The organism is Brucella sp. HL-2 (genome assembly GCF_025846885.2).
In the GTDB taxonomy this organism is placed as follows: Bacteria; Pseudomonadota; Alphaproteobacteria; order Rhizobiales; family Rhizobiaceae; genus Brucella; species Brucella quorumnocens.
Map to the genome: position 1 here is coordinate 1 of NZ_JAOYTK010000043.1, position 15,315 is coordinate 15,315.

Below are 15,315 nucleotides of genomic sequence, written 5' to 3' on the forward strand. Positions count from 1 at the left end.
CAAACCGTCCGTCCTGTACCCGACGCCGCACACATTGAAGAAGCAGTCGATGATGAACTGTGTCGAAGTAACTTGCCAAATCACCTTCGATGATCCAGCGGCCCTTCGTTCCACCACCACCCTGTCTATCGAATTGTGGTCGAGGATCGATTGCCATGTCCGGATTATCAACTATGCAGCCTATGCCATGGCAACCATTGTAGCTGTTGTCTTGGTGATAATTGCTCGTCGTGTGCTGACGTTTTTGATGACCATCTGCCATCCCTTCGATCAAAGCACCCACAATAGCCCCGCCGACCACTGCGCCGACGTCATGACCTCGTTGGTCATACATGCGGGCATTGGAATCAAAACTGTCGCCACGGCCATGGTGATATCCCCCGACATCAGCAAAAACTCCGGAGCAGCCTTGCGCGACCCAGATGTATTTGCTGCGTGGATTGTACCCCCAGGTCCGGTTCAGAATGCAGGGGCTTCCGGAAGTCTGATGAATGAGCTGCGGCTTGTTCAGTGGCCCTGCCCAGCACTCACCATACTGATAGTGCCTAGATTGGCACTCGACAGTGGATTCCGCCCGGGCATCAGAAATGACCCACAACGAGCCAAGTGCGAGCGAGGCACTGAATATGTATCGTAGCATGAGAACCCCTCCTGAGTGAGTGACGATCGGCTGCGCAGGTATCGTCAGAAAAGAATTTATCCATCAAGGCGTCAGTCGTTAATCGCGATAATTTTGATGACGCTTTGATCTCCAACACCTGAGAACCAGACCTCTCCATCACCGATTGAAACGCCTTGCCAATTGGCGAACAGCGCTGGATATGTCTGGTCAAGGACTGTCTGTTTGACCTTCGCAGTAATGATCTTGTCGTAATCGGCAGCGAAATGTGCAGCATCTTTTATCTTCACTGCCTTACCGCCGATCCGTGCACGGAAAGGATAATCGATCATCGACGCAACCGCTTGTTTATCTCCAGCTTTAACGGCTTGTTGTAGCCTTTCGAAAAAAAGCTGATAGGGCGCGTGATTGCCGAACAGCGCATCAAGGGTTTGGTTTGTTTCAGCAGTGGTCTGCGCCATCACAGGAGCAACAATCGTGGAACTTATTAACGCCGTGCAAACCAGGATGTAATGGAAGCGTCTCATTGTAGGTCCTTTCATTGGTACGCAAGATCGTGAACTCTTCCGCCAGGGCTTATCCTTCAGATGTTGCGTTATGACTTATGTCAATATCCCGAATCAAGACAAAAGACACATCACTATCGAATATTCACTTCGTATATGACGTTTTTATTCCACTGATAGCAAAAAATGTAAATATAAAATAATATGTTTATTTGATCTAAATGAAATCGCCATTAATGAATACATTAGACTACTTCGACTCACCCAAATTGGGGAATGTAGCCATGGCGTACCTTGACAGTTGCCGTAAAAGCGCTGCTAAGAAAGGTTAGGCAAGACTGCACATGGCCGTCTGGCTGGTGGGCATGCGTTCAACACTGCTCCTTACTAACTTCGACCGCCACTGCCATGGGCCCCGCAAATCTCCGACGTCCGATCAGCATCAATTCTCATTAGCAGCCCGGGGAAAATAGACCACATCAGCGTGTTCAGCCTGCACGACAATGAGCACGCCATTGCCGTCGCTCCCGTTTGATCTGTATTTTTCTGCAGCGACGCAATTGCGCCCAGCTCGTTTTGCCGCATAAAGAAGATGATCGGCCCTATCGAACACGGTCGAAAGTCCCTCACCATTCTTTATTGATGTTACACCGAAGCTTGCGGTAAACTTGATATCTGTTTTGTTTGGCGGCCAACTTTCAACGACAAATGCCTGTCGCATTTTATCGGCAGCGGTAATGGCGTCATCAATCCGGGTATTGGGTAGCAGAACGGCAAACTCTTCCCCGCCGAGGCGAACAACACACCCATGAGACGCAACCTGAGCCTGCAGCAAACCGGCAAATCTTGAGATAACAATATCGCCAAAAGAATGACCGAAGCGATCATTGATGGTCTTAAAATGGTCAATGTCAGCCATAATTACAGCTGTCGATTCCGCTCTAAAGCACTTCCCCCTGGGTGAAGCGAGAAGAGCGGCTAGACCTCTTCGGTTAAACAGATTGGTCAAGGAATCTGTGTAGGCATGGATACGATACTGTTCGATGGAATCATAAGAGGTGGCGATCATGACGGAAAATACCAACGAGATGCTGCCGATCAGACCCGTGTATTGAACCAGATTGCCCCAAACGGTTGATCGCCACGCACCGGTGGTTTGTTCAATCTCAGGCGCTGCTATGTAAAGAAGACACTGGCCGGTTAGCAACATTGCAAATAGGAGAAACGTTGCAGACAAGAGCTTGTCTGATTTTTTTACCGCAATTCTTGAAAATCCGATACGTCCTTTCCATAATACACATGCACAGCATGCCAGAACGAATAGTGTCTCCAGTCTCACACTCTCGAACACCGTCCGTGAAATGGTGATCATAATGGTTAAGGCGAGTAATAATGCTACATCGAACCGGAAGCTTAGTCTTAGGTTCAGCCGATCATTCAAGGCGCGGCACGCCAATATCACGCTTACCAGTATGAAGTTGTCTTCGACTATTTGCTTGTATGGCGTTGCATGATCTGTCTCGAGCAGCATCACAGCGTAACCAATACCAAGACTACATAATGCATACCCCCAACGTGAAGTCGCAAACCCCATATACTTGATGGCAATGAGGCTTATTCCACAAAGAATAATTGTGATGGGAACGGACCAGTCAATTAAAGTTACAGGCATAATGCAACCTAGATACTTCAGAGAAGCTCGGCTTGGCGCTCTAAATAATTTGAAGAGCTCAGCAAAAAACATAAGTTAATAAACGAAACCGTTCTCGCCAACTCTTTCAGTGACATCGACGGCGACGCCGTAAGTGCTTTACAGGTATAGCCTGGTGCACTGCGTATTTGGTAGATTGTCTATCTACATGCCAAAGGATCGTGTCGATTGAGAGTGACGGCACCTGAATCAAGGCAATGGGAGATTAGTTTACCCTTTTTGAAAGGGCGGCATGCTTCTTCTCCAAGATAACCCATTATCTGATCGAGCATTATTTGAGCCATAGATCGCTGATCGTCATGAAATCCATCATTGACATACCAACCTGCATTTTCTCCACAAGTAGAGCATGCAGCAGGGAGGGACCCGCGCCCTTCTTCACTGCAGTCAATACATAGCCATCTCCGTGTTTCCATTTGCGTTTTATACCCAACCGATAAGAACTTGCAGCCTGCACCTGAAGCGGGCAAAGCCCACTACGATACGCGGAAGATTAATGGCGGGTTCGCGCCGGCCAGTAATATGACGTCATGCAGTAAAGCCCATCACCCGGTAGTGGTCGGCGGGACGATGTAAGAATTTCCCTCTAACCAATGACTTTCGGAAAAATCGAGCGAAATCTGATTGTGATTTGCTAGGGACTTAATTGCAATATCGTTATTTCCATCGCCCCCCCTCGATCATAGACCTGGCCTTCCACCAGCCCCATATAATAGATTTGATCTACGCGTTACTTTGTCTGTTTCACTTTTATGCTAACGCCCCAAATTCAGATGCAGTAGTGTCGCTTATGTGAAAACCGCCAGCGCAAAAAAATAGAGTCGCCTGTTCATATCGCATCGCACTGATATCGAGTACTCAACGGCATACCGACAAGACTGGTTACATGCCGTCTGATCAGCAGATATCTCCAGTACCAGCACTTTTTGCTCTAAGTTGGCGGAGCGACCTCGTGCCAAGCAAGAGAAAACTGGTACGACCTAGGCTAGGTGATTGCTGTTTCTAGCGCATCATCCAATTGTCTCATTCTAATAGCCCAACCGTCTCACGTACTCGCCGCTTTTCTTCCGAATCTCAGCAAATGCGCTCGAAGTTCGGGAGCTAGCTGACCAGAGAGCCTGTCGTGTCGTGCTTCATTGGGCGTCAACCCAAAACGTACTCGAAAGCAACGTGAAAAATGGGTTGCGTTAGAAAAGCCATGTGCAAAAGCGATCTTTTCAATAGAACGAACTGCAGTGTGTGTTCGCGTCAAATCGAGAAAAGCTGCATCCAATCTCCGGTTCCGAATTACGCATGAGATGCCACCGTCTTTTGCGAAGGCACGATAAAGATGAGCACGGGAAACCTTAAAGCGTCGAAGAATTAGGTCTGGGCTAAGGTTGGGTTTATCGATATTATGATCGATGAAATCAAGAGCTCGCTGACGCAAGACTATGCTCAAAAATTGTAGATCTCCGCTGTCGGGTGGGGAGACCCCACGCAAGACCGCGGCGAGTATTATTACCAACGCTTCCTGCACTGCAGCAATTTCGTCATCCGACAGAAACTCCTCCAGACAATTCAACCCCTCAAGGTAAGTCGTCAGTAACTTGGTCATCGGCATATGTGCTTTGAGTACCAAGCCATGCAGATTTGCATAATTCGTTGCTTTTGCCAAAATTCGGCGAGGAATCAGGGCTGACAACGTTCCACCCTCGGTCACGTTGCATTGAAGGACTTGCGTCAAATCTAAGACGCAAATATCCCCGCACTGGGCTGAAACGTTGGTGTGGGCAAAGTCACCTGAAATTTTTCCTCTTGTGACAACTGCAATAAGATACTGATCAAGACCGCTCCATGTGATGATGCGTCTGTCGCGATTGTACCGCTGGGCGTTAAATGACACGGAAGCAAAGGTGAGCCCTGCTACTTCACGCGATCTTATCGTACCTTCCAAACGCCGACTTTCGCCTCCGACTAACGGCAGCGTTTCATAGAAGGGTCGCGAAGCATCTCGCCAGAAGTCATTCCTGAGGCTTTCCTCAACCAATTCGGTTGAAACAAAAACTTCATCAGTAAAGTTCACTTTACGACGGTTGTCCTCCATAGACATCTGCTACCCTTATCATCGAATTTCGCTGCGTGAGTTTAGCTATTTCTGGCCCAAATAGTGATCATAGTACAGGGTCCAAAATTCGCGACCGAATGCTCACTTTGCAATGCTATCTAAAGCCTTCTCGCCGCCCAGTGTAGAGAGACAATTTAGATGGGAAGCGCGACAAACAGGATGAAGAGCTTGGTGCTCGCGATTTACCGAATTTTTGCAACGTATCCCGCAATTAAAGGCCCGAAACACACAAGGGAGTCGCGAGTGCCTTGGATCCTAATTCCGAAGTGCGGACAGCCCTCTCTTTTAGGTTGACCGTTTATAGGGATGATATTATCAACCGCTATGTGTCATGTGATGATAGCCTTCTCAACAAAGTTGATAAAGTTTCATTAGGACTCACATCAGACTGGACGCACTCGATACCATCAGTCCGTAAAGTGGACTTGCGGGCACTGGTTGGGCTGTAGCCGAAATGCTGAGTGAAGGCCCGGGTGAAGTTAGCAGCCGTCTCAAAGCCGAGCCACTGGGCAATATCGGAAACTTTCCGGTTTTCAGAGAGATCAGCAAGCATTTCATGCGCCGCAAGCAATCGCTTCTGACGAATATAGTTGAGTACTCCTCCGGAACTTTCAAATAGTTGATAGAGGTGGGTACGAGAAATTGCGAGTTCTTTGCTCAAAACATCGGGATTCAAATCACGAGACATGAGGTTCTTCTGGATAAAGCGTCTTGCCTTGGTCATCAGGCCCATCGAAGCGACGTGCTCACTCGCATTACCGTCTCTGACCAATGGAGCAATAGCATCGAATACGATCTGCCTTATTGCATCCCGCAACTCGGGTAAGTCCTCACTCGTTATCTGGCTTAGCCCCATCTGAAGACTGGAGATGAAATCGATCAGAAGATTGGCCCGATAGCCTCTAAGTGAGGCATTGTTGCTGGCTTCGGGCATTCCCCCGAGTCCTGCAAACTGGTCGACGGGAATAATCAGCATCACCGCTTCTGTCGCGAGCGCCCGGCCACGAAATGGATAGCCAAGTGAACGGATGTTGATCATGCCTGGTTCGTTTTCAGCAACGCGTCCATCCACTGCCGTCCAAGTGCGCCCGCTACGCAAAAAGCTGATATGCCAGTGATCGATTGGACTGAACCGAACCTGCTCTGGCGTGCGCTCATAGCTGAACGGTGGCGCGTTTTGCTCTATAAGCAACATACCATGAAGATCCCAGACTTTCTGCAATACAAGAAAGCCATCACGCGCATTAACGCCATCGGGCATACGCACATCATAAAGAGCCGCTATATGCTTTTTCCATGCAGAAAACTGCTCTGTGGCTCCCAGTGAATTAGTGGAAAATATCAGTGGGGCCAGAATATTAGTACTGCGACTATTTTCGCCGAGCGGCGTAAGTTGTACTCGCGCAGACTGGCGACGCTCAACAAATTCAGACTTAAGATCGTGTGCAGCCTTGTCGCTTGGGGTCGTCATGGCAACTCCTCAAACCAACTCCCAGGTCCAAGGTACGCGGAACGCCACCCAAGCCCCTGGCGGGATAGTAGCACTTGAGCAAGTAAAATCCAAGAAACTGGAACAATACAGTCTATTCGTTGGTTAAACCGTGCAGTTGATCATGACATCCATCGACGCCGCTATCTCATAAGCGTCGAAAATACTGCACTTACGGTGACAGCTGCGAGTATGCCCAGCGTTTGACGAGGTTTCTGCGCACCTAAAGAAACTTCAGACGAGGTACTGGAATACATTTGATGAAATGACCTGACTGTGTCGGATTTGATGAAAATTGTCATGAATATCCAGCCGGAGTTTTAACTGGTATCCGATAGAAAGCACGGTAATAACAACCGGAGGCAATCGTATGAACAATGTATTTGCGTATACTGTGCACCGCGAAAGCTTGAAATGGGCTGCCGCTATTGTCGTTGGACTGTCCGCTTCATTATGCCTGACGGCAGGCGCCGAAGCCAAGGATACCCGCAAGCAGAAAAGCGAAACGGTTTCCGTTTACCTCGTCAAGTACAAGGTAATTAGCCAAGCGCGCTACAACAAGCCTGCATCTGCCAAGGTCACCAGGGTTTCCGCCACGCAATATGCGGCCGGTACGCCCTATGTGTGCACGCCAAGCGGCTTCGGGCAGAAATCCCGCTGCTTCATCCGTGACTAGAGCGCACATCCCGAAAACTCTTGCACATTTTTCGGGATGTGCTCCATGGGACACCGGCTCGCAAGAACTCCATACAGATCAGCGAGCCGGCATGCTTGCCTGGCAATCATCCCGCTTCGGCTTTCATGATTGCCAGCCCCTTACTGACACGGTCGCCTCGCAATAGCTTGGCGGCCTCATCGGTCGGGCGTGGCGGATTGTTGCGGAAGACATACCAACTATTGCCCAGTGAGCGTTTCTGATAGATGACGCCATCTTTCTCGCGATGGAGAAAGCAGGTCGTATCGCTGCCGCCGCCCATCTTGTCGACCCAATAGGCCTGCAGGCAAAGCTTGCCGCGATTGGTGGCATACCAGCGCCCCCGCCCGTAAGACCACGCCCTGCCTTTCTGCGACCAGGCGACGAAACGATGTCTGTCGACCGAGAAATAGCCGCCGCCATCCTTCCATTTCCATGACTTACCGGAATAGAGCGCCTCAAGCGCGTCGGCTGATAGCGGTGCAGCCGCCGCAGCTTTGATGGCGATCGGGTCCTCGGTTTTCTGTTTCGGCGCTGCATCGGCGGCGCCTACCAGAAGAAGCACGGACAGCGCCGCACCTACGGTTCTCAAACGGATCGAAAACATTGTCGTATTCCTGTTCAGACGTTAGAGCATTTCCAGCTAAAGTGCGAAGCGGTTTTGCGTGGGGTAAATGCGACATCAATCAAGCGGATGGTTCGCAACCCGCCAGTCAGGCCGCCCGACACCCCGTGGCCACGGATAGACTTCGCGGTCGTTGAAGTAGACGGTCGCAGTCAGTTCCGGAAATTCGGGCTGCGGCTTGTTGGTCTCCTGTGCCCAGGCCCGGACATAGGCGTCGCTTCCTTCATAACCGAGCTCGGCGATGACAATCGGCTTCTTGAAGCCCACCACCCGGTCGTATCCCGGTTTTGTCCGTTCAACGAATGTGGACGCATGTCCCAGTTCCAGCATATCATAAGGCTCATAGCCGAACACCGACAGGCCGATCACATCGACATAGCCATCGCCCGGATAGTAGGCCTCAAGCCCCGCATCTCCCTTCGGCGACCACATATATTTGGCGTGCGGCAATGACTTGCGGCAGACATTGACCGCATGCTGATAGGCGCGGACATAACCCTGTGCCGACCAGTAGGACCAGGTGAACTGGCCCGTCTTGTCGTCCATTTCCTGCGCCCAGCGAATGGTCACGGGGCTCTTCAGCTTCGAAGCAGCAGAGCAGACGGCGGCCATGTTCGTATCGTAATGCCCCCGCACTATCCCGCTCAGGAGATCATCCGGCGCAACGCGCCAGTCGCGAGCCCACGACCAGGGTTCGACGGTGATCAGCAGTTCGCGGCCCCGTTCCTGCGCATAGGCATCAGCGGTTGACAGGCTCGTCAGGTCCACATCCTCCCACGGGAGGAACAGATGTTCGATGCGGGAATTGGGATCGTTGGTGAAATCCCCGTGCGGATCATAGGCCCCGAACATGATGGATTGCGGAGTTATAACCGGGCGCTTGTCATGGAACATGTTGCGAGTGTCGACATTGGCACCCGAAACACCACTCGCCGCGTAAACAGCGGTTGAAAACAGCCCACCGCAAAGAATGGCCGTTGCTATTTTATATGAGGTTTTCATCGCCGCCTCCTTTATTGTACGGGCGATTGGGCAACGGGCAGCACCAAATTCAGCGCTTCCGTTTTCGGCGTTATTGTTTCGATGGAGAGGAGCTTGCGCGCCTCATCATCCTTGTTTCCGCCAGCATGGCGGAAGACGTACCAGACACCGTCCGGCTCGCGTTTCTGATAAATGGTCCCATCGGAGATACGGTGGGAGAAGCAGGTCTTGTTCGGGAAGACACCCTGAGCCAGATGCCATTTCGCATCGAAGCACATCTGGCCCGACCAGGTAATCCGCCAGCGGCCTTCGGCCCATGCCTTGCCCTTCTCGCCAGTGACACGGGCGGTGAAGCGGCGGTTCTGGCGTTCCATCCGGCCAGCCCCGTCGGCCCACTGCCAGTTCTTGTCACGATAGAGTAGGTAAAGCTCAGCAGGCGTCATCACACGGGTGCCATCGGGCAAACCATCTGGCGGAATCGTTGCCGCTCCAGCCGGTCCGCTTAGCCCCGCAAGCAGGACAACCAGCGGCAGAACACATCTGCTCCGATCAGTGTTCCGACCAGATCGGCACCGTTGTTCTTCAAACATCACATGTTTCATTTGAACCTCCCACGACCTTCAGGTTGCGCGCACCCGCCAAGGGTTCTTTCGATTGAGGGATGCGCGCGTGCGGCAGAACGTTTGTTGGTCTTGTTTCCTGCCGCTGTTGAACAGGACGGCCGATTGTCGAAATCCGAAAGCCCAGATTCTCGGCAACCGCCGGTGAAAAGACATTCCGCAGATCGACGAGTAAAGCGTCCCGCATGACCTGTTTCATCCGAACGAGATCAAGCTTGCAGACACTGTCCCATTCGGTCACGACCACCGCCGCATCGGCAGTGCTCAGGCACTCGTAAGGATCGTCGTAAAACTCAACGTCGCTGAGAAGACGGCGTGCATTCTCCATTCCGGCCGGATCATAGGCCCGGATGCTGGCCCCAAAGCGCTGCAAGGTTTCGATGAGCGGGATGGACGGTGCGTCGCGCATATCATCCGTATCGGGTTTGAACGTCAGGCCGAGGACAGCAATCGTCCGGCCTTCGACACTGCCGCCGAGCGCATCCAGAACCTTCAGCGCCATGCGACGCTTGCGCGCTTCATTGACGGTAACCGTTTCCTCGACCAGTCGCAGGGCAACCCCGTGATCCTGGGCAGTGCGCAACAGCGCAATCGTATCCTTTGGAAAACAGGAGCCACCATAGCCCGGCCCCGCATTGAGAAAGCTGGTGCCGATACGCTTGTCCAGCCCCATGCCGAGCGCCAGCTCGGTGACATCGCTGCCGACTTCCTCACACAGATCCGACAGTTCGTTTATGAAGGTGATCTTGGTTGCGAGAAAGGCGTTGGCTGCATATTTGATCAGTTCCGATGTCCGGCGCTTCGCGATCACGATTGGCGTCTTTGCGGCCTCAAGTGGCGTAGCATAAAGGGCGACAAGCGCAGAACGTGCGCGTTCGTCCTCCACGCCGATGACGACGCGATCGGGCTCGAGGAAATCGCGGATCGCGACACCCTCGCGCAGAAACTCCGGATTGGACGCAACGGAGAATGTGCCGGGTCGGCGAACCGAGCCGATGATCTTCTGCACCACATCGCCTGTGCCGACCGGAACGGTGGACTTGACCACGACGACGCTATGATTGTCGATCAGCGGCGCAAGCTCGCGAGCGGCCATATAGACGAAGGACAGATCGGCATCGCCGTGACCGGCCCGTGCCGGTGTGCCGACGGCGATGAAGACAAGCTCCGCGCCCTTGACGGCTTCCGCCAAATTGGTCGTGAATCTCAGCCGGCCAAAGGCGAAATTGCGTTCCACCAGCTCATCCAGCCCCGGCTCGTAGATCGGCACGATGCCGCGCTCCAGCCGGGCGATTTTCTGGGCATCCTTGTCGACACAGACGACCTCGTGTCCCCATGCTGCGAAACACGTGCCACTGACCAATCCGACATATCCCGTACCGATAACAGCGATCTTCATAATCGTCGCGCCTCTTTCGCCTAGTTCTCTGCGCTGGCCGCACCGGTGCGCCAGCGTGGATTGAAGATTGTCCTGTGGACGTCGCGCCCGCCCCTTCCAGCACCCGCGACCGAGAAGCGGTCGTCAAATACCGTGAAGCTTTTCGTGCCCCAGCTCAGTGCCTCGATGCCGTCGCGTCCGCGCTCGACAGTGGTAAAGCCGGTCAGCGCGACCAGCGCCGTAAAACTGCACGCCATTGCCGGTCGATAGAAGCGGCTCGTCATCCGCACGTTATTTTCGCGTGTGTGCTGGATCACGATCATTGCCATCAGGAACAGGTAGAAACACGCATTGATGATCGCGAAGATGAAGAAGCCTCTCGTCTGATCCGCACCGCCGACGAGAAGGACCGGCAGAATGGACAGGCCGGAGATCAGCGCATAGGGAGCGATCACCCGCAGTGGCACCGGATCGACCTCGGATGAGCCTTTCGGCGTGACACGAAAATCGACAAAGGAACAGGTCAGCCAGTCGCGGAAAGCTGCGAAGGCTCCCGCCAGAACCCAGGGCCAGCGCGCCAGCAGGAACAGCATCGCTTCCCAACTGAAAATCCTGCCGTCGATGGGGCGGAACGTCTTGCTCGACCGCCACCAGAATGCCAGTGCCAGAATCACGAGCGATTGCGGCATGAAGTGCATCAGGAAGGCTGGATAGGTCACGCTGACGAAATTATCGCCATAGATCAGGATGGCTATCGGCAGAATGAATGTCAGCGCCAGAAAGAAGGCATAGAGCGGGTACCAGAGCTGCGAGAACAGGAACTGAATCTTCAGCCGCAGCGGCAGCCGTCCGATCAGCTTTGGGGTATATTGCAGCAGAATCATCACGAGACTACGCGACCATTGGAATTCCTGCGTCACGAGATCGGCGAAGGTGCGCGGGCCATCGCCATGGGCGATGGCGTCCAGCGCGTGAACGCCTCGCCAGCCATGCGCATTCATGAACAGTGTCGTGGAATGATCCTCGGCCAGTTCCGGTCCGAGACCGCCAATCTCCTTCAGCGCCGCCGTGCGCACCGCATAATGGGAGCCGATGCAAACCGGGGCAAAGCCGCCATTGTAACCGGCCTGCAGCGAGCCATGCATGCTGGCTTCCACATAAAGACGCCCGCGGGCCGACCAGCTTTCATGCGCATTGCGATCACAAACGCTCGGCGCGGAAACATAACCGATAGCCGGATCGGCGAAGGGCCGCAGAATGTTGAAGAGATAACCCGGTTCAGGCACATGATCGGCATCGAGCTGCGAGACGAAATCATAGCGCTCATAGCCATAGTGATCGTAGAAGAAGGCGAGATTGCCTTCCTTGCACCGGGTACGGCGCGGCCAGGTCTGCCGATGATAGTCGGCGCGGCCCTTGCGCGTGGAAACGAACACGCCATGTTCACGGCACCAGGCAAGCGTCGCGGGCGAAGGGTCCTCATCGGCAAGCCAGGTATCGTGCGGCACATCCTGCGCCAGCATTGCGCGCAAGGTTTCTGCCACTACCTCGAAAGGTTCGGAGGGAGCCTTGGTGACGGCCATGGCGACGCGGCTTCCGGCGGGGATGCGAAGCGGCCCGGTCGGGCGCGCTGCGTGGATGAAAACCGTGATGAAGTAAATCGGCAGGATCGTGATCCAGGCGAGGAGCGCCGTCACAAGAATTGAGCCGAGCAGATGATTGTGCGTTGCGCTGATGAACCACCATTGCCAGAAATAGGCGATGGCGAGGCCCCACAGGACGATGCCCACCACATATTCCACCCGCTTGCGGCCAGTGAAGATGGGCGCCAGCAATGGTTCCGTCTCACCTGTATCGCCATCAAAGGCTGGATGAAGCTCGCGCCGTGTCATGTCCGCATCTCCAGACCAAAGAAGGGCGCAGCCGTGTGGATGATCGTGTCGAGATCAGAATGAAGCGTGCGAAAGCCAAGCTTTGCCGCAGCCTCCGACGGATCGGCATAAAGCACCGGCGGATCGCCTGCCCGGCGCGCGCGCATTTTGACTGGCACTGTGCAGCCAGAAAGCCGTTCTATCGCATCCACGATTTCCTTGATGGATGTTCCGCGCCCGGCTCCCAGATTGAGAACCAGGTTTCCGCCGCCATTAAGAAGATACTCGAGCGCTAGCACATGGGCCCGTGCCAGATCGACCACGTGAATGTAGTCGCGAATGCAGGTGCCATCCGGCGTTTCATAATCGTCGCCATAGACTTCCAGACAATCTGCCATGCCCGCCGCAGCCAGCATTGCCCGTGGTATCAAGTGGGTTTCGGGGTCGTGCTTCTCTCCCAGTTCGCCATCCAGATCGGCACCGCAGGCATTGAAATAGCGCAACACCGCGTAAGGCATACCATAGGCTGCCGAATAGTCAGTCAGCATATGTTCCGCGATCAGCTTTGTGCGGCCATAAGGATTGATCGGGTTTTGCGTTTCGCCTTCGCGGATCGGCAGTGCATCCGGAATGCCATAGGTGGCGCAGCTCGATGAGAAAATGATTGGGCGGCCGCCTGTCAGGCGGCTCGCCTCCAGAACGGACTGAATGCCGCCGACATTGTTGCGATAATATTTTGCGGGGTTCGTGACGGATTCCCCCACATAGGCCGAGGCCGCAAAGTGGATGATGGCTGCCGGATCAAAGGTCCTGATGGCAGCGATAAGCTGCTCCTGCGAAAGCGTGTCGCCCTCGACAAACGCGCCCCAGCGCACGGAAGACCGGTGACCCGTCGACAGGTTGTCATAGACGACCGGCGAAAATCCGCTCTTATGCATAAGCTTGGCGGTATGGCTGCCAATGAAGCCAGCGCCGCCGGTGACGAGTATATTTTGCCTTGTCATCTCGCCACCTCGAAGAGTTCGCCTGACGGCCTGACAAGCTGGCGTTCGAAATAGGCGATCGTCTGCTTCAGTCCTTCGACAAGTGCAATGTGTGGCTCCCAACCAAGCTCGCGCTTGGCGAGCATGATGTCGGGACGACGCTGGCGCGGATCGTCGGTTGGCAGCGGACGGTAGACGATGCGTGAGGACGAGCCTGTCAGCGCAATGATCTGCTCGGCCAGTTCACGCACCGTGAACTCGCCCGGATTGCCGAGATTGACAGGCTTTTGAACCTGGCTGCTCATCAGGCGGCTGAAGCCTTCGATGAGGTCATCGACATAACAGAAGGAACGGGTCTGCGAGCCGTCGCCATAGATGGTGATGTCTTCATGCTTGAGGGCCTGAACGATGAAGTTCGACACGACTCGCCCATCGTCGGGCCGCATGCGCGGGCCATAGGTGTTGAAGATGCGCACGATACGGATATCGACGCCATACTGCTTGTGAAAATCGTAGAACAGCGTTTCGGCGGAGCGCTTGCCTTCGTCATAGCAGGAGCGGGGGCCGAACGAGTTCACATTGCCCCAATAGGCTTCCGGTTGCGGATGCGTCTGCGGGTCGCCATACACTTCCGACGTCGAAGCCTGAAAAATCCGTGCCTGATAATGTGCTGCAAGTTCGAGTAGATTGAGCGAGCCGATGACACTCGTCTTCATCGTATGCACCGGATCGGCCTGATAGTGCGGCGGCGATGCGGGGCACGCGAGATTGTAAATCTCGTCCACCGGCAGATCGATCGGGTTGACGATATCATGACGCACGAAGCTGAACCTGTCGTAACGCAGCAGATTGCGTAGATTCTCAAGCCGCCCCGTCGACAAATTATCGACGCAGATGACGAAATTTCCTTCGTTCAGAAGACGCTCGCAAAGATGAGAACCGAGAAACCCTGCACCACCTGCTACAAGAATGCGCCGTGTTGACATGCGCTCTACAGATATAACCGACGATCTGAAATTTATATTCACGAGATCCTCCAACACTACTCGTTACGGGCGTCCTTTGTTGAAAAAGAACAGCATTTCCCTCTGCGGATTCGAATTGAACCGCACTAATTTGTGTTTGTTGAATGCTTTACCTGATGATTGAAAGTAACCGCGCTGAAGACCAGAGTCGTTATCTTAGAATCCTAAAACTTATCCGCGCGTCCATTTTTTAGGCTCTGATAACCTAACCCTGGATATGTTCGGATCAACCGAAACGGCTTGTCCTATCGGCCTAAGTCGGTGGATTTATGAGCAAACCGTTTTTGTTGTCCAATCCAGAAGACGGCTCCTCCCACTGTTGATTGCCGCTGAGAACTGATGGAGTGGGGGTGCGGACGAAAACTTGGACTACCAGGGAGGTGGTTCATGTATTCCTACGAAGACCGGATGCGAGCAGTTGCGCTCTACATCAAGCTGGGCAAGCGCCCGAAAGCGACTATTCGCCAGTTGGGCTATCCAAGCAATAATGCTTTGAAGGGTTGGTACCTGGAATACGAGCACCTTCTTGATCTGCGTTTAGGATTTGCGCCCCGAGCCCCAAAGTTCACACAGGCGCAGAAAGAAGCGGCTGTTGAGCACTACCGCACGCATGGTCGTTGTGTTTCTGCAACGATGCGCGCTTTGGGCTATCCCGGCGTGCAACGTTGACAGCATGGGTTCGTGAGGCGTTTCCCGAAACCAGCAA

At 53.7% G+C, this 15,315-nt stretch carries 13 protein-coding genes and 1 pseudogene; 2 read left to right on the plus strand and 12 right to left on the minus strand.

Annotation, left to right across the window (positions count from 1 at the left end; translation table 11 throughout):
- The 5 genes from OIV19_RS22760 to OIV19_RS22780 form a co-directional block, all read right to left on the minus strand.
- The coding region (locus OIV19_RS22760; protein ID WP_264234123.1) for a DUF3011 domain-containing protein at positions 1-640 on the minus strand (640 nt) is incomplete at its 3' end.
- A gap of 71 nt (positions 641-711) precedes the next feature.
- Complete coding sequence (locus OIV19_RS22765) at positions 712-1,080, minus strand: hypothetical protein (protein WP_264234124.1); 369 nt, start codon at positions 1,078-1,080, stop codon at positions 712-714.
- Positions 1,081-1,567: 487 nt separating this feature from the next.
- Positions 1,568-2,797 carry a GGDEF domain-containing protein gene (locus OIV19_RS22770; RefSeq protein WP_264234125.1) on the minus strand — a complete coding sequence of 410 codons (1,230 nt, stop codon included), beginning with the start codon at positions 2,795-2,797 and terminating at the stop codon, positions 1,568-1,570.
- Between the two features lie 1,084 nt (positions 2,798-3,881).
- A complete protein-coding gene (locus OIV19_RS22775) occupies positions 3,882-4,922 on the minus strand; it encodes a helix-turn-helix domain-containing protein (protein WP_264234126.1) in 1,041 nt (346 codons plus the stop codon).
- A 343-nt stretch (positions 4,923-5,265) separates the two neighbouring features.
- Positions 5,266-6,414, minus strand: a complete 1,149-nt coding sequence (locus OIV19_RS22780; RefSeq protein ID WP_264234127.1) for a helix-turn-helix domain-containing protein — start codon at positions 6,412-6,414, stop codon at positions 5,266-5,268.
- 388 nt (positions 6,415-6,802) lie between these two features.
- On the opposite strand from OIV19_RS22780, the gene OIV19_RS22785 reads away from it, so the two are divergent.
- Entirely contained in the window at positions 6,803-7,108 is a 306-nt protein-coding gene (locus OIV19_RS22785) for a hypothetical protein (RefSeq protein WP_264234129.1), read from the plus strand.
- A gap of 106 nt (positions 7,109-7,214) precedes the next feature.
- Here the strand turns inward: OIV19_RS22785 and OIV19_RS22790 are convergent, their stop codons facing one another.
- From OIV19_RS22790 to OIV19_RS22820, 7 genes are all read right to left on the minus strand, one after another.
- On the minus strand, positions 7,215-7,733 hold the full coding sequence (locus OIV19_RS22790; RefSeq protein ID WP_264234130.1) for a DUF995 domain-containing protein: 519 nt from the start codon (positions 7,731-7,733) through the stop codon (positions 7,215-7,217).
- 75 nt (positions 7,734-7,808) lie between these two features.
- Positions 7,809-8,753 carry a glycoside hydrolase family 26 protein gene (locus tag OIV19_RS22795; protein WP_264234132.1) on the minus strand — a complete coding sequence of 315 codons (945 nt, stop codon included), beginning with the start codon at positions 8,751-8,753 and terminating at the stop codon, positions 7,809-7,811.
- Positions 8,754-8,764: 11 nt separating this feature from the next.
- A complete protein-coding gene (locus tag OIV19_RS22800) occupies positions 8,765-9,322 on the minus strand; it encodes a DUF995 domain-containing protein (RefSeq protein WP_498831077.1) in 558 nt (185 codons plus the stop codon).
- Positions 9,315-10,751 (minus strand): UDP-glucose dehydrogenase family protein, encoded by a 1,437-nt coding sequence (locus OIV19_RS22805; RefSeq protein ID WP_264234136.1) that lies wholly within the window; start codon positions 10,749-10,751, stop codon positions 9,315-9,317. Before OIV19_RS22805 ends, OIV19_RS22800 begins: the two co-directional genes overlap by 8 nt.
- Positions 10,752-10,771: 20 nt before the next feature.
- Positions 10,772-12,622, minus strand: coding sequence for a glycosyltransferase family 2 protein (locus OIV19_RS22810; RefSeq protein WP_264234138.1), 1,851 nt, complete (start codon positions 12,620-12,622; stop codon positions 10,772-10,774).
- Complete coding sequence (gene galE / locus OIV19_RS22815) at positions 12,619-13,605, minus strand: UDP-glucose 4-epimerase GalE (protein ID WP_264234140.1); 987 nt, start codon at positions 13,603-13,605, stop codon at positions 12,619-12,621. The genes OIV19_RS22810 and galE overlap by 4 nt, the downstream gene beginning before the upstream one ends.
- Positions 13,602-14,570 (minus strand): UDP-glucuronic acid decarboxylase family protein, encoded by a 969-nt coding sequence (locus tag OIV19_RS22820; protein WP_264234142.1) that lies wholly within the window; start codon positions 14,568-14,570, stop codon positions 13,602-13,604. Before OIV19_RS22820 ends, galE begins: the two co-directional genes overlap by 4 nt.
- 426 nt (positions 14,571-14,996) lie before the next feature.
- On the opposite strand from OIV19_RS22820, the pseudogene OIV19_RS22825 reads away from it, so the two are divergent.
- Positions 14,997-15,315, plus strand: a pseudogene (locus tag OIV19_RS22825) (transposase); the annotation flags it as partial.